Origin of the sequence: Aphanizomenon sp. CS-733/32, from assembly GCF_028330045.1 — a bacterium.
Taxonomy (GTDB): Bacteria; Cyanobacteriota; Cyanobacteriia; order Cyanobacteriales; family Nostocaceae; genus Dolichospermum; species Dolichospermum gracile.
Map to the genome: position 1 here is coordinate 45,918 of NZ_JAQMSE010000075.1, position 23,125 is coordinate 69,042.

General features: G+C 37.1%; 26 protein-coding genes. 12 read left to right on the top strand and 14 right to left on the bottom strand.

What is annotated here, in order from left to right; translation table 11 throughout:
* Positions 1-47 precede the first annotated feature (47 nt).
* Positions 48-953, bottom strand: coding sequence for a 2-hydroxyacid dehydrogenase (locus tag PN471_RS06080; protein WP_271776077.1), 906 nt, complete (start codon positions 951-953; stop codon positions 48-50).
* Between the two features lie 102 nt (positions 954-1,055).
* On the opposite strand from PN471_RS06080, the gene PN471_RS06085 reads away from it, so the two are divergent.
* Together PN471_RS06085 and PN471_RS06090 are read left to right on the top strand one after the other, a co-directional pair.
* Positions 1,056-1,859, top strand: coding sequence for an SDR family oxidoreductase (locus PN471_RS06085; protein ID WP_271776078.1), 804 nt, complete (start codon positions 1,056-1,058; stop codon positions 1,857-1,859).
* 113 nt (positions 1,860-1,972) lie between these two features.
* A complete protein-coding gene (locus PN471_RS06090; protein ID WP_271776079.1) occupies positions 1,973-3,556 on the top strand; it encodes a flavin monoamine oxidase family protein in 1,584 nt (527 codons plus the stop codon).
* Between the two features lie 429 nt (positions 3,557-3,985).
* Here the strand turns inward: PN471_RS06090 and PN471_RS06095 are convergent, their stop codons facing one another.
* The 4 genes from PN471_RS06095 to PN471_RS06110 form a co-directional block, all read right to left on the bottom strand.
* Positions 3,986-4,924, bottom strand: coding sequence for an ROK family protein (locus tag PN471_RS06095; protein ID WP_271776080.1), 939 nt, complete (start codon positions 4,922-4,924; stop codon positions 3,986-3,988).
* Between the two features lie 37 nt (positions 4,925-4,961).
* Positions 4,962-5,126, bottom strand: coding sequence for a hypothetical protein (locus PN471_RS06100; RefSeq protein ID WP_168465168.1), 165 nt, complete (start codon positions 5,124-5,126; stop codon positions 4,962-4,964).
* A gap of 97 nt (positions 5,127-5,223) precedes the next feature.
* Positions 5,224-6,114, bottom strand: a complete 891-nt coding sequence (locus tag PN471_RS06105) for an ABC transporter permease (protein WP_193895515.1) — start codon at positions 6,112-6,114, stop codon at positions 5,224-5,226.
* Complete coding sequence (locus PN471_RS06110) at positions 6,115-6,735, bottom strand: Uma2 family endonuclease (protein ID WP_271776081.1); 621 nt, start codon at positions 6,733-6,735, stop codon at positions 6,115-6,117. It abuts the gene before it with no gap.
* Positions 6,736-7,009: 274 nt separating this feature from the next.
* Here PN471_RS06110 and rseP point away from each other — a divergent pair, with 274 nt between their 5' ends.
* Complete coding sequence (gene rseP, locus PN471_RS06115) at positions 7,010-8,110, top strand: RIP metalloprotease RseP (protein ID WP_271776082.1); 1,101 nt, start codon at positions 7,010-7,012, stop codon at positions 8,108-8,110.
* Positions 8,111-8,338: 228 nt separating this feature from the next.
* Positions 8,339-9,010, top strand: a complete 672-nt coding sequence (nth, locus tag PN471_RS06120; RefSeq protein ID WP_271776083.1) for an endonuclease III — start codon at positions 8,339-8,341, stop codon at positions 9,008-9,010.
* A 440-nt stretch (positions 9,011-9,450) separates the two neighbouring features.
* Here the strand turns inward: nth and PN471_RS06125 are convergent, their stop codons facing one another.
* Positions 9,451-9,945, bottom strand: coding sequence for a TM2 domain-containing protein (locus PN471_RS06125; RefSeq protein ID WP_271776084.1), 495 nt, complete (start codon positions 9,943-9,945; stop codon positions 9,451-9,453).
* Positions 9,946-10,051: 106 nt separating this feature from the next.
* Here PN471_RS06125 and dusB point away from each other — a divergent pair, with 106 nt between their 5' ends.
* A complete protein-coding gene (gene dusB, locus PN471_RS06130; RefSeq protein ID WP_027401549.1) occupies positions 10,052-11,104 on the top strand; it encodes a tRNA dihydrouridine synthase DusB in 1,053 nt (350 codons plus the stop codon).
* Between the two features lie 320 nt (positions 11,105-11,424).
* Here the strand turns inward: dusB and PN471_RS06135 are convergent, their stop codons facing one another.
* The 8 genes from PN471_RS06135 to PN471_RS06170 all read right to left on the bottom strand — a co-directional run bounded on the left by PN471_RS06135 (position 11,425) and on the right by PN471_RS06170 (position 16,905).
* On the bottom strand, positions 11,425-12,087 hold the full coding sequence (locus PN471_RS06135; protein ID WP_271776085.1) for a Na(+)/H(+) antiporter subunit B: 663 nt from the start codon (positions 12,085-12,087) through the stop codon (positions 11,425-11,427).
* A gap of 5 nt (positions 12,088-12,092) precedes the next feature.
* Positions 12,093-12,650 (bottom strand): DUF4040 domain-containing protein, encoded by a 558-nt coding sequence (locus tag PN471_RS06140; protein ID WP_271776086.1) that lies wholly within the window; start codon positions 12,648-12,650, stop codon positions 12,093-12,095.
* Entirely contained in the window at positions 12,643-12,921 is a 279-nt protein-coding gene (locus PN471_RS06145; RefSeq protein ID WP_271776087.1) for a monovalent cation/H(+) antiporter subunit G, read from the bottom strand. The genes PN471_RS06140 and PN471_RS06145 overlap by 8 nt, the downstream gene beginning before the upstream one ends.
* Positions 12,918-13,175 carry a hypothetical protein gene (locus PN471_RS06150; RefSeq protein ID WP_271776088.1) on the bottom strand — a complete coding sequence of 86 codons (258 nt, stop codon included), beginning with the start codon at positions 13,173-13,175 and terminating at the stop codon, positions 12,918-12,920. The genes PN471_RS06145 and PN471_RS06150 overlap by 4 nt, the downstream gene beginning before the upstream one ends.
* Entirely contained in the window at positions 13,172-13,558 is a 387-nt protein-coding gene (locus PN471_RS06155; protein WP_271776089.1) for a Na+/H+ antiporter subunit E, read from the bottom strand. Before PN471_RS06155 ends, PN471_RS06150 begins: the two co-directional genes overlap by 4 nt.
* On the bottom strand, positions 13,555-14,997 hold the full coding sequence (locus PN471_RS06160) for a cation:proton antiporter (RefSeq protein ID WP_271776090.1): 1,443 nt from the start codon (positions 14,995-14,997) through the stop codon (positions 13,555-13,557). Before PN471_RS06160 ends, PN471_RS06155 begins: the two co-directional genes overlap by 4 nt.
* Positions 14,994-15,329, bottom strand: a complete 336-nt coding sequence (locus PN471_RS06165; RefSeq protein WP_271776091.1) for a cation:proton antiporter subunit C — start codon at positions 15,327-15,329, stop codon at positions 14,994-14,996. The genes PN471_RS06160 and PN471_RS06165 overlap by 4 nt, the downstream gene beginning before the upstream one ends.
* A 115-nt stretch (positions 15,330-15,444) precedes the next feature.
* Complete coding sequence (locus PN471_RS06170) at positions 15,445-16,905, bottom strand: aminotransferase class I/II-fold pyridoxal phosphate-dependent enzyme (protein WP_271776092.1); 1,461 nt, start codon at positions 16,903-16,905, stop codon at positions 15,445-15,447.
* 113 nt (positions 16,906-17,018) lie between these two features.
* Here PN471_RS06170 and PN471_RS06175 point away from each other — a divergent pair, with 113 nt between their 5' ends.
* The 7 genes from PN471_RS06175 (at position 17,019) to PN471_RS06205 (ending at position 22,999) form a co-directional block, all read left to right on the top strand.
* Positions 17,019-17,693 carry a DUF262 domain-containing protein gene (locus PN471_RS06175; protein WP_271776093.1) on the top strand — a complete coding sequence of 225 codons (675 nt, stop codon included), beginning with the start codon at positions 17,019-17,021 and terminating at the stop codon, positions 17,691-17,693.
* A 36-nt stretch (positions 17,694-17,729) separates the two neighbouring features.
* Positions 17,730-18,059 (top strand): hypothetical protein, encoded by a 330-nt coding sequence (locus PN471_RS06180; protein ID WP_271776094.1) that lies wholly within the window; start codon positions 17,730-17,732, stop codon positions 18,057-18,059.
* A 498-nt stretch (positions 18,060-18,557) separates the two neighbouring features.
* Positions 18,558-19,388, top strand: coding sequence for a phytoene/squalene synthase family protein (locus tag PN471_RS06185; protein WP_271776095.1), 831 nt, complete (start codon positions 18,558-18,560; stop codon positions 19,386-19,388).
* Positions 19,389-19,604: 216 nt separating this feature from the next.
* A complete protein-coding gene (hpnJ, locus tag PN471_RS06190; protein ID WP_271776096.1) occupies positions 19,605-21,038 on the top strand; it encodes a hopanoid biosynthesis associated radical SAM protein HpnJ in 1,434 nt (477 codons plus the stop codon).
* A 106-nt stretch (positions 21,039-21,144) separates the two neighbouring features.
* Positions 21,145-21,984, top strand: coding sequence for a hopanoid biosynthesis-associated protein HpnK (gene hpnK, locus PN471_RS06195; RefSeq protein ID WP_271776097.1), 840 nt, complete (start codon positions 21,145-21,147; stop codon positions 21,982-21,984).
* Between the two features lie 143 nt (positions 21,985-22,127).
* Positions 22,128-22,511, top strand: a complete 384-nt coding sequence (locus PN471_RS06200) for a hypothetical protein (protein ID WP_271776098.1) — start codon at positions 22,128-22,130, stop codon at positions 22,509-22,511.
* Between the two features lie 110 nt (positions 22,512-22,621).
* The gene (locus PN471_RS06205) at positions 22,622-22,999 is read left to right on the top strand and encodes a hypothetical protein (protein ID WP_271776099.1); all 378 of its coding nucleotides are present in this window, start codon (positions 22,622-22,624) and stop codon (positions 22,997-22,999) included.
* Positions 23,000-23,125: the final 126 nt, after the last annotated feature.

Below are 23,125 nucleotides of genomic sequence, written 5' to 3' on the forward strand. Positions count from 1 at the left end.
TCTTTTTTTATGAGGCAAGTATTGAAAATATAGAGAATGTTGAAATTTTACTGCGGCGAAGAAACAACATTTTCAATAAAATCATACAAATTTTGGATGAATTTTTCTTGCCTCGTAGAAATTGATTCTAATGTAGCATAAGCAGATTGCTGGCAGCGAATGGCGTTACTCTGAGAAAAAACATCTGGGTAGGTTTGAGCCGCAATTGCATCAAAAATTACAGTATTATCAGAACAGGATAGCCATTTGATTAAATCTTGCTCATCAAAAACTCTACCAATACAGGTATTAACCAGAATAGCTTGACGACGTAGATAAGAAAAATCCTCTGTAGTTAAGGCTCGAACATGAGGAGGAACGTGTAAAGAAATAATATCACTTTGAGATAAAAGTTGTGGCAAGTCTGTGTACTTTAACTGATGATTTTCCAGAGTAGGTTTGCGATTTTTGCTGTAGTATAAAACCTGTATTCCCATACTAATTGCTAACCGAGAAAGAGAAATTCCCACATTTCCCATTCCCACAATACCGAGAGTTTTACCGTGAAGTGAATAGGGAAACTCTGGCCAATCATTTCTTAACAAACCGCGAACTAAAGCACCAACTACTAAGATAACAAATTCAGCCGTTTCCCGATCACAATAACCAACAACTTTAGACACAAAAATTCCCAATTGAGTCGCCATATCTAAATCAATATTATTCAAACTTGAACCATAAACTCCGACATATTTGAGTTTCTTGGACTCAGTTAAAAAAGAAGAATTGATGTTGATGCGAATGCTAACGAGCAAACAATCAGTTTGATGAATAATCGTTTCATTTGTGTCTTCAATCTTCTCAAAAATAATAATTTCTGCTTGGGATAGCTCTTGAAAGCGATCAAGAATTGGTTCGGGAAGTTCCGCTATACCAATAATAGTAATTCGATTAAATGTAAATTCCTTGGACATACCTCGATTAAATCCAAATAGATCGATAACAATTAAATTAGGTTTGCGATCAGACTATTTACTATGATACCATAGAGATTGAATATAGAAAATAAGTCAACCATGAGCGATCTTTCTCCATTTTTGGATCTTACCCATAAAAACGCAATTGTTTGTGGCAGCACATCAGGAATAGGTCAAGCAACGGCAATAGTTCTTGCTAATTTGGGTGCTAATATTACCCTCATTGCCCGCAATGAAGAAAAGTTAGCAATAATGACTAACGAACTAGATAATAAATTAGGACAAAAACACGATTACATCGTAGCAGATTTTTTGCAACCAGAACAATTAAAAACACAAGTTGATCGCTATTTAGCAGACAAAAAAACTATTCACATCCTCATAAATAATACGGGTGGACCTGCCAAAGGAGAAGCAAATACAGCCAAAGTATCAGATCTTCAAGCAGCTTTTGCCCAACATTTAATTTGCAATCATTTGTTGACACAAGCAGTGGTATCAGGAATGAAAAAAGTTGCCTATGGTAGAATTATTAATATTACCTCTTATGAAGCAAAAGAACCGGTTGGAGCTAGAGGAATTTCTGCTACAATGCGAGGGGCTATTTCCAACTGGGCAAAAACAATGGCTAACGAACTTGGCAGGTATGGCATCACCGTTAACAATATACTACCTGGAGTTGTAGAAACAAGGCGATTATCTTATCGAATTCAAGAGGAAATTGAGAAGACAGGCAAAACTAAAGAAGAAGTAATGCAATATTTAACATCTCCTATTCCAGTGGTTAGATTTGCTCAACCCGAAGAAATTGGTTGGGCAATAGCCTTTGTAGCATCTCCTCTTGCTGCTTATATAAATGGTATTAATCTACCTGTCGATGGCGGTATAACTAACTGTTTATGACTTCCAGAAAGTAAGTTATAAAAAAAGTTTCTTGTCAGAGTTTATACTGTAATGTTAGCGTAATCAAAAATATCAAAAACAGACTTTAACCTTTATCAAAAACCGTTTTATTTATGATAGTTCAATCGAATACAATAGACGTAGCAATTATTGGTGGTGGAATTTCAGGAATATACTCAGCCTGGCGTTTAGCGAATGAAAAGAATGATTTAAAGATCAGCTTATTTGAGAGTAGTGAGCGACTAGGAGGTCGTTTATACTCCGTAGCTATACCTGGTATTCCTGATCGCATAAGCGAATTAGGTGCAATGCGTTATCGCAGCAATCAATTAATCATTAATAATTTAATCAAGAAGATGAATTTAACTTCTGTTAAATTTGAATCAAGTTCTGGGAAAAATCTTCTGTATTTAAGAGGAAAGCACTTTAAACATCAAGACTTTTATTCTTCCTCAGAAATTCCTTACAATCTCCATCAAGATGAACTCGGAAAAAATCCAGCAGAATTGTTAGCCACAGCGATTGAAAAATTTGTTCCTGATGCGAAAAAAATGTCCTCAGAACAGTGGAATCAGCTAAAAAAATCTTTACTAATAGATGGCGAATCTATTCATGATATAGGCATTTGGAATTTACTTTTTAGAAGCTTGAGTGTTGAAGCTTACAACCTTTTAGTAGATGCTGGCGGCTATTGTGCAAGTCTTACTAATTGGAATGCTGCCGAAGCTCTCCAATGGTTTATGATAACTTATGGTGAAAAAACTGAATACCGCACAATACTAGAGGGGTTTCAATCTCTTACCCTCCGATTAGCAGAACAATTTATTGATCGAGGAGGAGTAGTCCAAAAAAATCAGCAATTAGAGACTTTTAATTGTCTAGACTATAACGAAGATAATAATAAACTAATAAAATTAATTTTTACTGATCAAATAAATGGCACTACAAATGTCATTTACACGAAACACTTAATTCTAGCTATTCCGCAATATCCCTTGAAAGTTTTAAGTGAAAAAACTGATTTTTTTGAAGAAGATCTCAAGCAAGATATTGATTCTGTGATAGCACAACCTGCCTACAAACTATTTTTAGGTTACGAAAGACCTTGGTGGAAAGACTTGGGATTAGAATATGGTCGTTCAGATACAGATTTACCCATTAGAGAAGTTTTTTATGCAACCGTAAAAGCTAATTCCCCTAAAATTGAACATCAAAATAATCTTAATTCATTTATTTTAGCTAGTTATCATCGAGGGTTTAATCAAGCGATGAGTTTTTGGCAACCATTGATTGAAGGGAAACCCTATCTAGGGACAAAAAATCCGTTCTCCAACTCAACTGGTTTGGATGGACTATGGGCAACAAAAAATATGGTATTAGCCGTTCAAGATCAGCTAAAAGAGTTACATCAAATAGAACATATTCCTCAACCTTATATTGCTGTGTTTAAAGATTGGTCAGCTAAACCTTTTGGTGGAGGGTTTCATTTTTGGAAAACTCATATTAAACCTTGGGAGGTTGCTAAAAGACTTCGACGACCAAAACAAAATGAGAATGTTTATCTTTGTGGTGAGGCCTATGCTGCTAGTGAACAAACTTGGGTAGAAGGGGCTTTAAAAACTACAGAGTTAATGCTTCAAGAAAACTTCAAGTTAGAAAAACCAGAGTGGTTATCCCAATCTTATAAGCTTGATTAAATTTAATCCATATTTTCTTTTTCCTTCCCCAAATTTTCCTTCTATTCTATTTCTTATTAATTGATCATGATTTAATAGAGATTCCCCGCATACAGGACAGACATATTGTTGCCTTTGGGCTATCTTCTGCCTAATTTTGATTAATTCGGATTTAGTTTTAGCTGCCTGCCGTTTAATCCAGTAGTCTCTTAATTTGGGGTCATCAGGTGATGATTTGCCCCTAACAAGAATGTGCCTTTCAATCTTGAACCAGGAAAATTTCAACAGATAGGCTCCGGTTTGTTTATTGCCGAAAACCCATCGGTCAAATGGTCTATCAAGATTTAACTTCGCATCTATTGACTTTGTGTACTACTTTGGTGGCTTTTTTGTCTGTGACAGTTGAGGGTGTGGAATGTGGGTTCCGAGGGAATTTTGTGGCGTACTGGGTTAAAATTTAGTACCAGAGGAAATGCCAAGAGGAAAAGGTTTTCCCAATTCCCAATTCCCAATTCCCAATGCTAATTTAGCAGCGCCCACCATTCCTGCTGCATTTCCTAATTCTGTGGGGAGAATTTGCAAACCTGCGCGAGATGTTGGTAAAACTCGGTTTTCGATTTCTGCTGTTAATGACGGTAAGAAAAACTCAAAACTTGCACTCACACCACCACCAATAATAATGGCTTGGGGTGTCAACACATATAACAAACTGGTTAAACCGATTCCCAAATCCCTACCATATTCTTGCCAAAAAGTCAAGGCTTCTGGATCTCCAGCTTGAGCAAGTGCGCCTAGTTCTGCTGGTTCTTTGCCTGTACGGCGACGGATAGCAGATATGGAAGTGTGTTGTTCCAATGAACCTTGATTACCACTATTACACATTGATCCATCAGGGTTTAAGGTAATTAAACCTAATTCTGCTGCTGCGCCTTGATGTCCGACAAACAATTTACCATCAAGAATAATTGCCCCACCAACGCCAGTTCCCAAAGTTAGTAAAATCAAATTGGGGAAATTGCGGCCAGCGCCTAACCAAGCTTCTCCTAAACCGGCACAGTTAGCATCATTAGCCAAAATTGTGGGTTTACCCGTTTTGGCTTCTAACCAATCTGCTAGGGGGACATCATGCCATCCTATGAGATTAATGGCAACTTTGGCAATGCGTCCCGTAGCATCAGCAGGACCCGGAGTACCCAAACCAATGGCGATACTTTCATTATTAGGGTCAATTTGGGCGATCGCATCTACAATAGCAGATAATACCGCCTCTGGTGTTGCCGGTTGGGGAGTATCCACAGATAAAGATTGTAAACAATTACCATCTGCTGTAAATCGTCCCAACTTAATCGCAGTCCCCCCTAAATCAATTCCAATTACTTGTTTTGTCATTAGTCAGTTGTCAGTTATCAGTTGTTATTTTTCCCAATTACCCATTACCCTTTTTCATAACTTGCACATTTGCAATTGGGTATGAAGTTTTGTGTGCTTGTTGCCAATCTGTGATGGGTGCGCCTTTTAAAATACCAGATAAAGCTACAGAAATCATGAATCCACCTGTAGCAGCCGCAATTAAAGTAATATTATCGTTCACAAAACTCTCTCAGGTTGTTAGTTATCAGTTGTTAGTTATCAGTTGTTAGTTGTTAGTTGTCATTAGTTATTTTTTGCCAATGACCAATGACCAATGACTATTGCCTATTTTCTCTTCTCAGACGAGGATTGACAAATTCATTTAAGCCTTCACCAAGTAGTGATAACCCTACAACTAAAGTTGTCATTGCTAAACCAGGAAATAAGGTAGTCCACCAAATGCCTGTAGGTAGTGCTTCTAGAGCTTGTTTTAAATCATATCCCCATTCCGGTACTTCTTCGGGTAATCCTAAACCTAAAAATCCTAAACCACCTAAGACTAAGATGGCATCTGCGGCGTTGAGAGTAAAGAGGACGGGGACGCTTTGAATAACATTGAAAAATAGATACCGAGATAAGATAACCCAGGTAGAAGCACCCATTGCTTGTGCAGCTTCGATGTACACTTCAGTTTTGACGCTAACGGTGTGGTTACGAACTACGCGATAATATTGGGGAATGTAGGCTATGCTAATAGCGATCGCAGCATTTAAGATACCTCTCCCCACGACAAAAGCCAATGTTACTGACAGTAGCAATCCTGGCAGTGTATAAATACTATCCATGAGAAACAACAGAGCTTTATCTAATTTTCCTCCCAAATAACCGCTAACCATTCCCAATGGCACACCAATAATCATACTCAAAGATGTTGCTAAAGTCACAACTTGCAACGCCGCTTGCACACCAAACACACTGCGAGAAAAGACATCATAGCCTAAACGACTTGTACCAAACCAATGTTTAACCGAAGGCGCTTCATGAATAGGGTTAGCCAGAAATTCCTTCGGGTTTTGCAACCACCCCCAACTTTGGAAAACAGGAGCAAAAAAGGCTAAAAAGATGAAAAATAGAGTCATACCCAACCCAATCTGCATTAATCCCTGGGAAAGGCTAGGATTTTTCGGAAATTTCCAGAAATTCGGTAATTGCTTTTTTGTAATTGTCATTTAAACACCGGCTTTAAAAATTTGATTAGCAGTTAAATTTAACTCTGGCCAACTTGGCGATATGATCAGGTCATGATCTCTAAACTGACTAACTTGATATTCTTCATCTATGAGGTGATAAATAGAAATAGTTGGTTGTTTGGGATTGCCAATAAATGCTCTACCACCTAAAGCAGCATAATCAACAATCCAATATTCAACAATCCCCATTTGTTCATAGTCAGCCAGTTTTTTGTGGTAATCATCACGCCAATTTGTACTGACAACTTCCACCACAAGAGGAACAGACGCAGATTCACTAATAGTAGACTGTTTTTTCCACAAAGGTTCATTGACGAGACTAGACCGATTTAACAGTATTATGTCTGGTAAGTATGCTGATTTGCTGTTTACTGATTTGATTAAAGCTGTTTTGGGGATGAAATAAGGAAGTTTTAGCCGACTAAACTCTAATGTAATTTGTGTAGCTAAAAATCCCACAATTTCTTCATGATCTCCTACGGGTGGTGTCATTTCTACAATTACTCCATCATGCAATTCATAGCGGACTCCTGTATTTGGATACCACTCTGTAAACTCTTCAAAGCTGACTAATTTAGTTTGAGGTAAAGCCTGAATCATAATTTACCCGCCTATAAAATTGTAGAGTGAGTTAGCTATGTTTAACTATAAGAGTACCGTGATATATGGCTTCTGACCTAATTTTTATACTCCATTCAAGTGGATCACACTATATCATATTTGCGGCCAATGATTATATCAAAAAAGTAACACAACTGCATTTCTGGGCAAAATAGCCCAACTCAGACAAAACTAATACAGGAAATGGGGTCTGTCTGCCCATTCCCAAACTACAATAAGAATATATATCCGAATATTTTGATTAATTTGCTCTATGTCAGTTTTAGCAGCGATCGCAGTCTTGGCTATTTTGATCTTAGTACATGAGTTGGGACATTTCATAGCCGCCCGTTCTCAAGGCATTTATGCTAACCGCTTCTCCTTGGGTTTTGGTCCGATTCTTTTGAAGTACCAAGGATCAGAAACAGAATACACTATCCGTGCCTTCCCCTTGGGTGGCTTTGTCGGCTTTCCCGACGATGATCCAGATAGCGAAATTCCCCCCAATGACCCGAATTTGCTGCGTAACCGCCCAGTTTTAGACCGTGCTATAGTCATTAGTGCCGGTGTCATCGCCAATTTAATCTTTGCGTATTTAATGTTGGCTTTGCAACTGGGCATCGTTGGTATACCCCAAGAATTTCAGTATCAACCAGGTGTACTTGTCAAACCTGTAAACGAACAATCCGTCGCTTATCAAGCAGGGATTCGGGAAGGAGACATTATTCTCGCTGTGAATGGTCAAGAAATTCCACTAGGTAAAGATGCAACCACATTATTAACCAAGGAAATCCAAACCCACCCTAATCAAGAAATTGACCTGAAAATTCAACATGAAACCCAACAAACCAACCTGAAACTAACACCGAAACAAGGTGCTGATGGTAAAGGTGTGCTAGGAATTGAATTAGGTCCAAATGGTAAAGCAATTTATCGTCGTCCTCAAGATGTTGTCGAGATTATCAAAGTTGCTGCTAATCGCTTCCAACAGTTAGTCGTGGGAACATTTCAAGGTTTTGGGCAGTTAATTACTAATTTTGGGCAAACAGTAGCACAAGTTTCTGGACCCGTGAAAATCGTCCAAATTGGCGCACAATTAGCAGCTAGTGATAGCACCAATTTATTTTCTTTTGCGGCAATTATTAGTATTAACCTGGCAATTATTAATATTTTGCCTCTTCCCGCTTTAGATGGTGGACAATTAGCCTTTCTACTCATTGAAGGATTATTTGGTAAGCCTTTACCTAACAAAATTCAAGAAGGTGTGATGCAAACTGGCTTAGTGTTACTTTTAGGATTAGGTATTTTCCTAATTGTCAAAGAAACAACCCAATTAACATCTCAGCTAGAATGGGTACAAAAATTGTTTCAGTAAATACAAAGCAGGAGTCAGGAGTCAGGAATCAGAAGTAAAACTAGCTTTGTGTATAGGTTTCAATTTAGATTTTGTATCTCCTAACTACGCACCCTGCTGTATTCACTAGCGTTAGTTGCCAGTTAACCAATAGATGAGTAAATTCAAAAAACTATTGACAACTGACAACTGACAACTGACAACTGACAACTGACAACTAACAACTGACAACTAACAAGAGAAAATTGATTGACTCGCAAATCACTAACCAAAAAACAACGGGCTTTAGAAATTCTTTCCCGTATCCAGCATCTTTATCCAGATGCAACTTGCTCCCTAGATTATGCCACTCCTGTACAATTATTAGTAGCAACTATTCTTTCCGCTCAATGTACAGATGAAAGGGTAAATAAAGTCACGCCAGGATTATTTGGCAAATTTCCTGACGCGGAAAGTTTAGCACATGCAGATTTAACAGAGTTAGAAGAATTGGTACATTCGACAGGTTTTTATCGTAATAAAGCCAAGAATATTCAAAGTGCTTGTCGAATGATTGTTGAGGATTTTAACTCTGTTGTTCCCAACAAAATGGAAGACTTATTAAAACTTCCAGGAGTAGCCCGAAAAACTGCAAATGTGGTTTTAGCCCATGCTTATGGTATTAATGCTGGAGTAACTGTAGACACTCACGTAAAGCGTTTAAGTCAGCGCTTGGGATTGACAAAAAATACCGAACCTGTAGGAATTGAAAAGGATTTAATGAAGTTATTACCCCAACCAGATTGGGAAAATTGGTCAATTAGATTAATTTATCATGGTCGGGCTGTCTGTAAAGCCCGTTCTCCTAGTTGTGATATTTGTAAGTTGGTTGACTTGTGTGATATGAATTTATCTGCCGCAAATTCACAAAAAACAAAGTAACTCATTCATAATCTAAATAAGTTGGCTTGAAAAAACCGAGGGATGTTACAAAAAGTAAAACCTCTGAAAGTCTCTTGCCTCTTGCCTTGCCATAAGGATAAGTTTTAACGCTTACCTGACTTGAAAATAAGACCCCACCCCTAACCCCTCCCCGCAAGCGAGGAGGGGAATAAGAAGTTTTTCATCCCTCCTGGTGTACGCAGTTCATGATGGCTACTTAAATGAGTCATTGCAATCCTACAGGACTTACGCAACTGGCACATTGGTAGAGTGCTTTACTACTGTATAAATCCTGCCAATAAACAGATTATTGATATCTGACGCACCCTACAACTGTTCCCTGTTCCCTGTTCCCTGTTCCCTGTTCCCTGTTCCCTGTTCCCTCTCTCAACGAGTGAATTTAATTTTGTCCGACTACTTAACGATGCTATTTTTGATGATTACAATTCATCAAAATAATAAGTTACGACTCCAGAAATGGGGTCATTACCAATTCTGACATGATTTGATTTCAGCATTTCTTGGAGTGTAGCTTCGACTTCTGCAAAACTCACTCCTGTAGCCTTAACACCTTGAGTTACAGTTAAACCACCACCCTTAGCTTCTGCAGCTTCTATGAGTTTAACAATCATTGGTTTCTCCGCCGGTTTGTGAACTTGGGAAATAAATATCCGTTCATTCATGGATACGCCTAAAGGTGATAAACCTGCTTTTAGTAGCAATTTCTGCTCATATTCGTCCACCATATTAGGTATGATTAATAAATCATAGATTTGTCCCAAGTAAAAGAACCCACAGGTAAAGAACCATAATAAACCAGTAGCCGTTTTACCATTATATAAGCGATGTAAACCACCTATTCCCAAAAAACCAGCCCCACACAAGAGGTAAGAGACAAGAAGACGGTCTTTATGTTCAGTATTTTTTATAGTCATCTTATTTATGTCCATTAGGATTTACTGGTTTAAAAACCCACACTGCAATTAACTACCCTTGGTTAGTCTTCGATTCCCCAATTAACCATTATATTTATTGATCACCATGATTTCCCTTTCTCCTGAACTGCAAGCTAGACTTTCCACACCTCTAAAAATCGGCTCATTTGAGGTTAAAAGCCGTGTTTTACAGTCTCCCTTATCAGGGGTAACTGATTTGGTGTTTCGGCGTTTGGTGCGTCGTTATGCACCAGACTCCATGATGTATACGGAAATGGTAAATGCAACGGGTTTACACTATGTTAACCAATTACCAAAAATCATGGAGGTAGATCCTCAAGAAAGACCTATTAGCATTCAATTATTTGATTGTCGTCCCGATTTTTTAGCAGAAGCAGCCATAAAAGCAGTTGCTGAAGGTGCAGATACTGTTGATATTAATATGGGATGTCCTGTGAATAAAATTACTAAAAATGGTGGTGGTTCTTCCTTATTACGTCAACCAGAAATTGCGGAAGCAATTGTACGGGAAGTTGTTAAAGCAGTAGATGTGCCTGTAACTGTAAAAACTCGCATTGGTTGGAATGATCAGGAAATTACTATTCTTGATTTTGCGAAAAGAATGGAAGACGCGGGAGCAAAAATGATTACTGTGCATGGACGCACTCGCGCTCAAGGTTATAATGGTAATGCGCGGTGGGAATGGATAGCAAAAGTTAAAGAGATTCTCTCAATTCCTGTAATTGGGAATGGGGATATTTTTTCTGTGGAAGCTGCGGTAAAATGTTTAGAACAAACTGGTGCAGATGGGGTAATGTGTTCTCGTGGAACTTTAGGTTATCCGTTTTTAGTTGGTGAGGTTGATCATTTCTTAAAAACTGGAGAATTATTACCACCACCTAACCCAATTCAACGTTTAGAATGTGCCAGAGAACATCTTTTTGCTTTATGGGAATACAAAGGAGATAGGGGGGTCCGTCAAGCTCGTAAACACATGACTTGGTATGCTAAAGGCTTTATGGGTGCGGCTGATTTACGGGGTAAATTAAGTTTAATGGAAACTGTCCAACAAGGTTTAGATTTGATTGATGGTGCGATAGAAAGATTAGCAAATGGTTATGAAATTGAAGAAGAAGTACCAGCTATTATTGCACTTTAGCATTGATTTCTAGGTGAGGTTAAGCGATAGGTTAACACAAGCTAAGGGACTTCCAAATAAAAAAATACTCAACCACCTAACGCAAAAATCTCTCAAACCCTTATTCCTCTGTGTCCTCTGCGCCTCTGTGGTTCGTTAATCAGGATAATTTATTTCTTGGAAGTCCCTAAGTAGGTTGGCGTTGAAAATTGTCGTTATGGCAAGGCAAAAGGCAAGAGTGAAGAGGGTTTAGGCGATTTTACATTTTTTTACACAGTTTGGTTTTTTTTATTGTGTTCACCTACTTAAGTGCGATCGCTAATTCCTCAAACTCCCATTTTTCATAATAAACCTCGATAACGAATAAAAATCAAAATTACAGCCCAAGAACCTAATGCAACTTTAACAGCAACTAGGATATTTAATATCGGGAGAATTCCACCACTAAATAATGTTCCCAACTCTCCGTATGGTAATTCTATTCCCGACAAAGTTATCACTGCTAAAACAATGAAAACTAATACGGAAACCTTTTCCCAAATAGCCGCGTGCCAACGTTGGTAAATATCCTGCATCCATTGGTATGATGAGGTAATTGCTATTAGTCCGATTGCTGTTCCCCCAGCGACTCCAGCCGCAAAACCACCTCCCGGACTCAAATGTCCCCTAATTGCTAATTCAATGCCCACTAATGCCGCAATTGTCGCTCCTAGACGAGCTAATATTATTGATGGTTGATCTTTAAATTGATAGATGCTACAAGATGGTTTTTCATTAGCTAATAAAAAATTAGCTCCGAGAATGGCAATAGTAAAGACAATAACTTCAAAGATTGTATCATATAGCCGATTTCTGAAAATAATCCCTGATACTGCATTGGGAACACCGCTTTCTTTAACCACTGTTTCCACAATGGAAATATCTGATAAATTTAGTTCGGAATTAGGCATGATCAGCATTTTCACAAATAAAGCTATTCCGGCTAAAATGTAAACTAATTTCATAAATGCTACACTCCTGATTCTAGAACGTCGAAATATCTGATAACTGTTTTTGGTGATGAAAGTTCGTTTTCTATGATGTTATAGATGCGTTGCACTCGAATTGCTGTTTGGTAGCTTTCTGTTGTTTGATTAGTTTCTTCTAAATGCACACAAGTAGCATGAATTTCTTTTTCAATTAGTGCCTGTTGTAAAGTTTCCTGAGTAGGATAAGGTACAAGTTCCAACCGCATATAATGTTTGTTAAAAATATTGCGGAAGTCGTTGATAATTTCTTGAAAATTAGGATCTTGATTTTTTTTTATTGATTGATTTTCAATGACACCAAGACGTAATACTAAGGATGAACGAACTGCGATCGCATACAAAGTAATTGATAGCATTGTTCCCATTAATGCTTCTGTTAAAGCCACATCTGCTGCACCTAAAACTGCATCTACCATTGCCGCAACTGCACCGAGTACCCCACGAATTACTAAGGCATGATAGGGATTAGTTTGAGTTACTAACATCCCCGCAGTTAAGGGTAATAAAGCAATAATTAAATAGAGATAAGTATCATTCATTTCTTGCCTCTTTTGTTGAACAGTATGCTAATACATAACCCAGCATAGTATTCCAAATTGCTAGGGAAATAATGCCAAGAATAAGTAATGGCCATTCACTGGGTATTTTTAGTAATAGTCCGACAATAATCATCATTGAACCTAAAGTATCAGCAACAGAAAGTCCATGTAATTTGAATAATACTGATCTGTTGCTGACTAAATGAGAAGTTCCCCAAAACCAGAAAACTATGCCGATACCCATACAGGTATAACTAAGAAAGTTGATCATACTTCACCTAATCTTCTGAGGATATGTGCTAATAACATTAAGCCGGCATTTCCTACTGTTAAAATAATCGCTGCAACTACACCAATCATCCAATCATCGCGCAAAACGGAAATGACAAGAATCATGATGGCTACTTTACTGGAAATGCTGCCAAAAGCTAACATTTTTTGCCAGGTATTATTACTTTTCCCAGCTTCATAAATGGGAATTAGTAAAGCTATAATCATTGCTATTAAGACTATTTCTAGGTTCATGCTTGTTTTTTCTTGGGTTTAATTTTGTGAACTTCATACCATCCTTCTTCATGGTATTTCATAACGATGGTTTTGGGGGTAAAGGTAATCAGAAATATATCAATAAAAACCAATAACGGTGATCTGTTGAATTTGACTTTCTCCATGATAATTTCTTCTTCATTATGGGGACGGAAGATAATTTCAAATGCTTCCATAAAAGCTACCGGAATCGCAATAAGGATCTTAATTATTACCTTTACCCAAGATTTTAATTTTTCTGGTGATGACTTACCACGTGGTAAAAGTAAGGCAATAATTACACCGATGATAATATTTGTTAAACTCACGTTAGCTGTGAGTAATAACCAAATTGATAGTCTGAATATGAGATGTCCAATCATGGGAAAGCCATCCAAAATAATAGGATTAAAGTTAAACTCATGACACCAACTAAATGCTCAAATTCTTCAAATACACGAGGTAGAGATATGGATAATTTCTTGAAAATGAAATGATATCCTAACCAGCCCGCAGCAATAGTTAAAAGTGCTTTTGTGATATTGGTGATTTCATAAGCTGGAAGATAGACAATATTTGCCACAAATAATCCAGTAATTAAAAATATTACTGATATCCAAAAACCGGATTTTGTTTTCTGTTCTTCTTCTTCTTCTGCTTTTGTATGGGGGAGAAAAATAAATTTAGCAAAAGAAATTGCTGTACCAACTGCGGCAATATTCATAACTATAAATTGCCAAGATGCTAAATTTTTCATGGTTAAAACTTTTGCAGCAAACCCTGACAACAAAGGCAAACCAGAAATTGATAAACTAGCAATAACTAAGGCTATCCAAATAGTAGTATGAATGGGTTTATATTGCAGTTCTTTAAAGTTGCGACTAGGTAAAGAACCCGCAATCAAAAATAAAGATGATTTGACTAATCCATGAGTGAGGGCATAAAATCCACCTACAGCTGGTGCTGCGAGAATAAAGCCTAATTGGGAAATTGTGTGAAACGCCAACATTCGCTTTGTATCTTTTTCCAAAACAGCATAGGATACACCCATTAAAGCTGTTCCCACACCGAAAATTCTGACTATAATATCAATTTCTTCGGAAACGAATGCAGTACGTAATAAAGGCAAAACACTGGCTTTAACGACAATTCCTGACATCAATGCGGAAACTGGTGTTTCTGATTCAGAATGAGTTAAAGGTAGCCATAAACCGGAGACAAAAATCCCCGCTTTGATTAATAATCCCAGAAAAATTAATGCTAGTGCTTCTGGTGGTGATCCCTTTAAACTGGCAAAACTAAAGGAATGATGCGTCTGATAAACCAGCACTGCACCAACCAGATAAAATAACATGGCTGTATTGCTAACAAACAGATACCGTAAACCTACCCAAATTGAGCGATCGCTACGAGAATAAGCAATCAATAAGAAAGCCGCAATACCGCTTACTTCTAACGCCACATATAAACTAATGAAATCTGCACAGACAAAGGCCGCATTCAGGCTACCATGCACAATAATCATCTGGGCATAGAAAAAAGCCGTTTTATCACTGCGCCAGCAGTAGAGGGCAACAGCAGCCGTTACCAGGGCATTTGTGAAAATAAAGTAACCACTTAACTGGTCGGCTATTAAGGTGATCCCGAAACTATCCAGTAAATTTAGTGTAATGGGTGATGGTTCAAGAAATAGCTGCAACCCATAAGCAGCAGAAGCAATAGTCCCCCACAATGTCAAATGTCGGTTAAGTTTGGGGACTAGAAAAATGATGAACCCTAGAAAAAATGGGGTAGCAATCCAAGCCAGTGTAATGGTATTCATGGTGTATTATTTTTCTCAATCTCGTTACTTTCCAATGTGGGATTATCCCGTGCTAATTTCATCACACCAACTAGCATCAAAGCCTGAATCGAGAAACCGATGACTATCGCTGTTAATATGACTGCTTGGGGAACAGGATCAGCATAAGCAATATTTTTTACTTCGGAAATAATGGGAGTAAATAATCCTTCTCGTGATGCAATTAGTACATAAAAGGCAATCACACCCGTACTCATCACATCCATTGAGACAATTTTCATTACCAAGTTTTTTTTGAGGATGATGCCAAAAAAACCACACAGTATTGTTATCAGTACACACGCTTCTAACACGGGAATTATTTAATTTTTATATAAAGTGCTGAATCTATTTAAACACGAATTTTTAGTGTTGAAGTCACTTTGACACTAAAAAATTCTTATGGTTATTATAATTATACTCAATGATTTATGTTTTGACAACTTTTAAAGTTTGCAAACTACTATCTGCACAACCAGTAATAAAACCACCCATTTTTTGAATTTCTTGCAAATATTCTAAAGCTGATTTTGTAATGAGTTCTCCAGGCATTAATACAGGAATTCCTGGAGGATAAGGGCAAATAATTTCCGCACAAATCCGGTTTTGAGTTTTCTCGAAAGACAAGATTTCACTATTAGCAAAAAAAGCTTCACGGGGAGAAATAGATATAATATTATTTGTATGATCATTTTTGTATTTGTACAATAAATTTTGGGGTATTAATGGGTTTATATTATTAAGATTTTTGAGAGATTTAATTAGGTTTTGAATATCTGTTTTTGTATTTCCTAAACTAATAATAAAAGTGATATTTTGCCAAGATGAAAATTCTGGGGTGACATTAAATTTGTCATTTAAAATATCTTCAGCTTCAAAGCCAGTAAACCCTAATTTACTAACATTAACTGTTAATCTAGTTTTGTCTAAATCTATAAATCCCTGTGACTTTTCTTTTGGAGAAAGGGGAGTAAATAAACCAGGAATTTGATTAATTTGAATTCTGGCGGCTTTCCCTAATTCCAAAGTTTGAAACATCAGCTTTTTTCCATGTATTGCCATTTGCTGACGTGCAGCATCGAGAGAAGCTAAAAGAATAAAACTAGGACTTGTAGATTGAACTAATTGTAAGGCTTTATTAACTCTATCAATATCAATTATTTTACCTTGAATATGTAGCATTGATGCCTGTGTCATTGCCCCCAATGTTTTATGAATTGATTGGACAGTTAAATCTGCACCTGCGCTTAAAGCTGATATGGGTAAATCGGAATGAAAATGGAAATGTGCGCCATGTGCTTCGTCTACAATTAAGGGAATATTATATTGATGAGTAAGGTGTACAAATTCTGGCAAATCTCCACAAACACCATGATAGGTAGGATAAACTATCAGCACTGCTTTGGTATCTGGATGTTGTATTAATCCTGCTTTTAATGCTTCTGGTGTAATACTATGTGCAATATCTAATTCTTGATCATATTCAGGATTTATAAAAATAGGAATTGCACCAGAAAGAATCAATCCAGAAATAACTGAAGAATGGACATTGCGTGGAAGAATTATTTTCTCTCCCATTCTGCAAGTAGCAAGAATAGCGGCTTCAATTCCGCAGGTAGAACCATTAACTAAAAACCATGTTTTCTCAGCCCCAAAAGCCTCCGCAGCAAGTTCTTGGGCTGCAAGAATTACGCTTTCTGGTTTGAATAAATTATCTAATTCTGCTAATTCTGTTAAGTCAGCACGAAAGACATCTTTACCTATTAAATCCGTTAAAAGTGGGGAAATACCAGCACCGCGTTTATGTCCTGGGGTGTAAAATGGTGCGTGAGGACGGTTTATACAGGCTTTTAAGGCATCTATGAGGGGGGTTTGGTTTTGGTTGAGCATTTTAAGGGAAAAGAAGCGTTGAAAGCTTAAAGTAAAAATTGATAAAATCTAGAATCTAAAGAAATAATATGATATATTATATTTAAGTTCAAATCTTTATGCAGAATAAAACTATGCCTAACGAAGACGTAATATTTTTTGAAGAAGAGGAAGATCAAGAAATTAAGTTTGAACCGCTGAGTGGGTTAATTCCTGAATTAAAGCAAATTCCAGAAATTGTTGTTTCTGGTAGTGACTGGACAACAGAGACAATCTTTAATCAACTTGATCGGGGTAATATAGAGCTAAATCCAAGATTTCAAAGACGAGACGCTTGGGATATCACTCGTAAAAGTAGGTTTATCGAATCACTTGTACTTGGATTTCCAGTCCCGCAAATAGTATTAGCTGCTAATCGTCAGGAAAAAGGTAAATTTATAGATACACTTAACAAACCCAACAATGTAAGTCAAGATAATCACGACAAGCGATTGAAAGTAACTGAAAAAATAAATTCAGCTATCAAGAGCTTTAAGAAGGTTATTGATAATAATCATGGAGTAAAAGAAAAAAATATTTTAGCATTACTATTACCCATAGGAATAAATAGTAATGACTTAAATACTAATACTGCTTGGCTTAATACCATGAATACATTTGGAGCAAAACGAGGTCTTGTTGCACATTCTTCAGCTACATCATATATGACTATTCAAACTCCAGATCCTGGAAATGAATTAGATACAGTTCAACAAATTAATGAGGGACTTTTAATAATAGATGAATTAATGAATAATTTAATGCAATAAAATGTAAGATATTCTTACTACAGAAAATCAAACAACATGAATTTAAAAGATATCAAACAAAAACTATTTCCCATCTTCAAAATTATATCCATTACACTCACAACCAGTGCAGTAGGCTTAGAATTATGGAATATCCAAACATCAATAACTAACAGTCAACTACCGAGTATCTTAACTCCAGCTTTAATTATCACTCATATTGTCCTGTTGGCTCATTTTCTCGAAGCCTTAATTGCTGCTTATTATGCACCTGCTCACAATCAAGCATCAATCAAATATGCGGCTTATACATTCTTTGTGGGGATATTTGGTTTATTAGAATTATTTAACAATGATCAAGAACAAGGATTAAAGGAAAAAAGTTAAACGTTTTTTCTTATCCCCTGAACTGACCAGCATTCATCCCAACCGTGCTTTAACAGCATGGATGGATTTTGGTTTATTGTGCGGAATTTATACCGTGATTTATGAGTCAACGCATCGCCCAACCTTGTATTCTAGAACTAGCAATGATTTAATCTTGTTAATAAACTTTCTTTGTTTTCGATAACCATTCCTTATACAATATACACAGAATCTCAGTGCAAAATAAATCCTGGCTTTAGCCTGCATACCTTATTTGATAGCCTGCACGGCGTAGAAGTATCACAGGTGTGTCCTCTTGAGTGAGGCGCACCTTTAAGGGTTTTCGGCATTTTTCTGATAAGCTCGAAAATTGTGTTAAATATGACACGATTGACTATGTATTTCTAGATTAAATGCTAGGGTGTTTATGGTTTTTAAGGTTTAATAAAGACTAAATCTAGTATTATCGAAAAGTCCGAAATTAGGTGTGGTGTGAAAATCAAGACAGGAGTGAACAAAATGGATTTACGTGGAGATGCGTTGCAAATCCTTAAAGACACTAGTAGAACTTTTTATATCCCAATTAGTATTTTACCATCAGGATTACAAGAAGCAGTGGCATCAGCATACTTGTGTATGCGTGCCATTGACCAAATTGAAGACGATGCAAACTTGGATAACGAGACTAAAAAACGCCTGTTGCAGAATATTAGCCTCACATTGCAAGCTGGAGTAGATGGTTTTCCGCTGGATGCTTTTTCCGTAGGGTTTAAAGGTTACGAAAATTCTTTACAAGAAGTTAGTTTACGGATTAGAGAATGGTCAATATTAGCACCTGAAAGCATTGCTCCGCGAATTTGGGATGCAACAGCGGCAATGGCTGATAGAATGGCTTATTGGGCAGATAAAAATTGGAAAATAGAAACAGAAGCGGATCTAGATCGTTATACCTTTGGGGTGGCTGGCGCTGTGGGCTTGTTACTCTCAGATTTATGGAACTGGTATGATGGAACTCAAAGCAACCGCACTCAAGCCATAGGATTTGGTAGGGGTTTGCAAGCGGTAAATATTCTGCGAAACAATGGTGAAGACCTAACTCGTGGGGTCAATTTTTACCCAGCAGGTTGGGATAATGGCAATCTCCAAGAATATGCCCGTCGTAATCTGATCTTAGCAGATGCCTATACGGACTCTTTGCCAAATGGACCGGCTTTGCAGTTTTGCCAAATTCCTCTGGCTTTAGCTCATGGTACTCTAGATGCTTTAGCTAGTGGTAAGGAAAAACTCAGTCGTAGTGATGTTGTTTCCCTGATTGAAAACCTCATGGGTGTGAACGCTAAAGCTAGTTAGGAAATAGGGTATGGGGAACAAATCTGCCCGGAACTTAAGTTCCGGTCTAAAAGCTAAGGTGCGTTAAAATGCAATCTGGTTAACTCAAAATCAAGAACTATCCTATTTATGTCAAATTAGTCGGTCTTAACCGAGTTTAGCTTTTAGACAGGGAATTCATTCCCTGGTTGGCTTAAGTTGACAACTAACAACTAACAACTGACAAGAAAAATATTCATGAAAACTACTTTATTTTTGAGTCCACCTTCTTTTGATGGTTTTGATGGTGGTGCGGGGGCGCGATACCAAGCAAAACGAGAAATTACTTCTTTTTGGTATCCCACTTGGTTAGCACAACCAGCGGCTTTAGTTCCTGGCAGTAGGTTAGTTGATGCACCTCCTCATGGGCAAACGGTGGATGATGTGTTGAAAATTGCCAAGGATTATGAATTAGTAATTATGCACACCAGTACACCATCTTTGGCTAATGATGTTAAGTGTGCTGAAGCTATCAAACAACAAAACCCCAATGTGCAAGTTGGCTTTGTGGGGGCGCACGTTGCGGTTTTACCAGAGGCAACTTTGCAAGAAAATCCGGTAATTGATTTTGTTTGCCGCAATGAGTTTGATTATACCTGTAAGGAATTAGCAGAAGGAAAACCTTGGGATGAAATCAAGGGTTTGAGTTACCGGGATAAGTTGGGGAATATCCACCAAACGGAAGAACGTCCTTTAATTCATGACTGGGATGCTATGCCCAGTGTGTTGCCAGTTTATGCCCGTGATTTAGATATTAGTAAATATTTCATTGGCTATTTGCAACATCCTTACATTTCTTTTTATACTGGGCGGGGTTGTCCAGCCAAATGTACTTTTTGTTTGTGGCCACAAACTATTGGTGGACATTTATATCGTCATAAAAGCCCCGATGCTGTAGGTAGAGAAATGGAAGAGGCGAAGGTTCTCTTTGGGGATAAGGTGCGGGAGTATATGTTTGATGATGATACTTTTACCATTGACAAACATCGAGCGATCGCCATTAGTAAACACATGAAGCGACTCAATTTAACTTGGAGTTGCAATGCTCGGGCAAATTTGGATTATGATACTCTCAAAACTTTACGAGATAACGGTTTAAGATTGTTATTAGTAGGTTTTGAATCCGGCAATCAAGAAGTTCTCAATAATATCAAAAAAGGTATTAAGCTAGAAGTGGCGCGAGAATTCATGAAGAATTGCCACAAACTTGGTATTACTGTTCATGGAACTTTTATTATCGGGTTGCCAATAGAAACCCCAGAGACTGTAGAAGAAACAATTCGCTTTGCTTGTGAATTGAGTCCCCATACAATTCAAGTTTCTATTGCTGCACCTTATCCCGGTACAGAGTTGTATGAACAAGCCAGAGAAAAAGGTTGGTTTGCGAATGAGTCTTTAGTCGCAACTTCCGGTATTCAAACTTCAACTTTGCAATATCCCAGTCTTTCGAGTGCGGAAATTGAAGATGCTGTGGAGAAAATGTATCGCAAGTTTTATTTCCGTCCAAAAGCAATTATTCCGATTGTGCGGGAAATGCTGGCTGATAGACAAATGTTAGTTCGTCGTTTGCGAGAAGGTAAGGAGTTCTTTGGTTATTTGAATGAACGTCGGACTCAAGCTTTAGCTAGGTAAATCGTCTGAATCAGGATACCCAGGATTAAAGGATTGACAGGATTAATTCAATTAAATCTTGTGAATCCTGATTCTGACATTTTTAATCCTAATTATCTATATACCAATGTCTTATTTAATTATTAATGCTGACGATTTCGGGTTTTCCCAGGGTGTGAATGCAGCGATTATTCAAGCCCATGAGGAAGGCATTTTAACTAGCACTAGTTTAATGGTAAGTGGTGATGCTGCACAAGAGGCGATCGCTCTCGCAAAGAATCATCCTCAGTTAGCAGTTGGGTTACACCTGGTTTTAGTTTGTGGTAAATCAATTTTACCACCTTCGCAAATTCCCCATTTAGTAGACTCTCAGGGTAACTTTTCTCATGATCCTACTTTAGCAGGATTAAGTTATCAATTTAATCAAGCTACCCGTGCAGAATTGCGGTTAGAAATATATGCTCAATTAGCAAAATTCCGTGATTCTGGTTTGAATTTGGCTCATGTTGACGGACATTTACACCTTCATGTCCATCCTGTAGTTTTGAAAATTTTAACAGAATTAGCACCAGAATTTAACATCAAATTTATTCGTCTACCTTCAGAAGAATTAAGTAAAAACCTCAAAATTGATCAACGTAATTTATTCACTAAAATAATTTGGTCTCTTGTTTTTGGACAATTACGCCGTTATGGAGAAGGCTTATTAAAAGCTCATCATATTAAATTTGCTGACAGAGTTTATGGATTGTTACAAACTGGTGACATGAGTGAAAAATATTTACTAGATTTAATACCACAAATAGAAGCGGAACTGGTAGAAATTTATTCTCATCCTGCTTTAGTAAATACTAATATAAATCACGGTGGTGAAGTAGAATTAGCGGCTTTGTTGAGTCAGCAAGTGCGGGAATTATTGACTGTGAAAGGGTTTGAATTAAGTAATTATGAGAAAGTTACTCGCTGAAAATGATATTTTTATAAAAATTAATAATACAGGATTATATTTGCTGTATCTACGCCATTTTACTTAAAAAAACTTATTATTATGATACAAATAATATATACTGATTATGGTATATTTTATTTATTCTAGTTAAATTTCTACTTATGACAGACAAAATTTTACTTCCATCTGCATGGGATAATTTAAAAGATGAGCATAAACAGTTAGCACAAGAGTTGACGCAATCCATTTTACGAGGTGAAGCATCACTTCAGCTTTTATTGCAATTACTCACTGGTGAAGAAATAGATGATGAATTTCACGCAACAGTAAAAAAAATCGGCAACCATAAATTTGATGTTGAAGTTACTACTCCTGACAAACCACAGACAAGTAGTCCAACTTTAACGTTAGCTACTTTTACTGCACCTTCAAATTTAGAATTTTCAGATATAATAGTTGCCGCTTTAAAAAGGCAATGTGATAATATTTGCCGAAGGCCTGGGCAAGCTGAAGCTTGTCAAAAATGCAGAGAAATTTTTGGATAATCAATTGACATTTGACAGAAACAGAATGTAGAGACGTTTTGATGAAATGTCTCTCTTAGCATTTACAATTTTTGCATATTATTAAAAAATCAAGAAGATATATTTTAGCAATGAGTACAAATAAATCTAAACAACAGAATATTTCTCAAGTAGATAAACATTTACATTTGCAAGAAATAGTAGAAGTTAAGGAACTGAGAGAGAAATTTTTGATTATTGCAGAAATTTCTGATCCTTTAACTCGTGAATATCAATTTGCATTGTTGGAGAAAGAAGCGGAAAAATCTGGTTTATCTGCTGAAACTTACCGTCGTTTATATGAAACATATCTTCAAAATAAAGAACATATTCCCCAATATCCAAAAACATGGTGGTCATTAATAGAATGGGTAAATTGGTTTTTAAATTTTCCTACAAAGATCAAACTAGGATTACTAAAAACCGTATTATTGACATCCTTAGAAAAGGGAGTATTAGAGGGTGTTTGAAAAGTTAGAAGTTGAGTAAAAAAAGCTCTCAGGGTATAATCTGTAAGTACTAAAAATACAGAACCGCAGAGAGCAATGAGTAAAGTATACTCCAGCAACCTAACTAAAGAACAGTGGGAACTAATA

Bases quoted from the DNA above. Each gene is read 5' to 3' on its own strand.
- PN471_RS06200 (WP_271776098.1), top strand. From the start codon at position 22,128: ATGACAGACAAAATTTTACTTCCATCTGCATGGGATAATTTAAAAGAT.
- PN471_RS06105 (WP_193895515.1), bottom strand. From the start codon at position 6,114: ATGACAATTACAAAAAAGCAATTACCGAATTTCTGGAAATTTCCGAAA.
- hpnJ (WP_271776096.1), top strand. From the start codon at position 19,605: ATGAAAACTACTTTATTTTTGAGTCCACCTTCTTTTGATGGTTTTGAT.
- hpnK (WP_271776097.1), top strand. From the start codon at position 21,145: ATGTCTTATTTAATTATTAATGCTGACGATTTCGGGTTTTCCCAGGGT.
- PN471_RS06180 (WP_271776094.1), top strand. From the start codon at position 17,730: ATGAATTTAAAAGATATCAAACAAAAACTATTTCCCATCTTCAAAATT.
- PN471_RS06085 (WP_271776078.1), top strand. From the start codon at position 1,056: ATGAGCGATCTTTCTCCATTTTTGGATCTTACCCATAAAAACGCAATT.
- PN471_RS06140 (WP_271776086.1), bottom strand. From the start codon at position 12,650: ATGAATGATACTTATCTCTATTTAATTATTGCTTTATTACCCTTAACT.
- PN471_RS06135 (WP_271776085.1), bottom strand. From the start codon at position 12,087: ATGAAATTAGTTTACATTTTAGCCGGAATAGCTTTATTTGTGAAAATG.
- PN471_RS06145 (WP_271776087.1), bottom strand. From the start codon at position 12,921: ATGATCAACTTTCTTAGTTATACCTGTATGGGTATCGGCATAGTTTTC.
- PN471_RS06170 (WP_271776092.1), bottom strand. From the start codon at position 16,905: ATGCTCAACCAAAACCAAACCCCCCTCATAGATGCCTTAAAAGCCTGT.
- PN471_RS06155 (WP_271776089.1), bottom strand. From the start codon at position 13,558: ATGATTGGACATCTCATATTCAGACTATCAATTTGGTTATTACTCACA.
- dusB (WP_027401549.1), top strand. From the start codon at position 10,052: ATGATTTCCCTTTCTCCTGAACTGCAAGCTAGACTTTCCACACCTCTA.
- PN471_RS06090 (WP_271776079.1), top strand. From the start codon at position 1,973: ATGATAGTTCAATCGAATACAATAGACGTAGCAATTATTGGTGGTGGA.
- PN471_RS06125 (WP_271776084.1), bottom strand. From the start codon at position 9,945: ATGACTATAAAAAATACTGAACATAAAGACCGTCTTCTTGTCTCTTAC.
- PN471_RS06175 (WP_271776093.1), top strand. From the start codon at position 17,019: ATGCCTAACGAAGACGTAATATTTTTTGAAGAAGAGGAAGATCAAGAA.
- PN471_RS06150 (WP_271776088.1), bottom strand. From the start codon at position 13,175: ATGAACCTAGAAATAGTCTTAATAGCAATGATTATAGCTTTACTAATT.
- PN471_RS06205 (WP_271776099.1), top strand. From the start codon at position 22,622: ATGAGTACAAATAAATCTAAACAACAGAATATTTCTCAAGTAGATAAA.
- PN471_RS06185 (WP_271776095.1), top strand. From the start codon at position 18,558: ATGGATTTACGTGGAGATGCGTTGCAAATCCTTAAAGACACTAGTAGA.
- PN471_RS06080 (WP_271776077.1), bottom strand. From the start codon at position 953: ATGTCCAAGGAATTTACATTTAATCGAATTACTATTATTGGTATAGCG.
- PN471_RS06095 (WP_271776080.1), bottom strand. From the start codon at position 4,924: ATGACAAAACAAGTAATTGGAATTGATTTAGGGGGGACTGCGATTAAG.
- PN471_RS06110 (WP_271776081.1), bottom strand. From the start codon at position 6,735: ATGATTCAGGCTTTACCTCAAACTAAATTAGTCAGCTTTGAAGAGTTT.
- PN471_RS06160 (WP_271776090.1), bottom strand. From the start codon at position 14,997: ATGAATACCATTACACTGGCTTGGATTGCTACCCCATTTTTTCTAGGG.
- rseP (WP_271776082.1), top strand. From the start codon at position 7,010: ATGTCAGTTTTAGCAGCGATCGCAGTCTTGGCTATTTTGATCTTAGTA.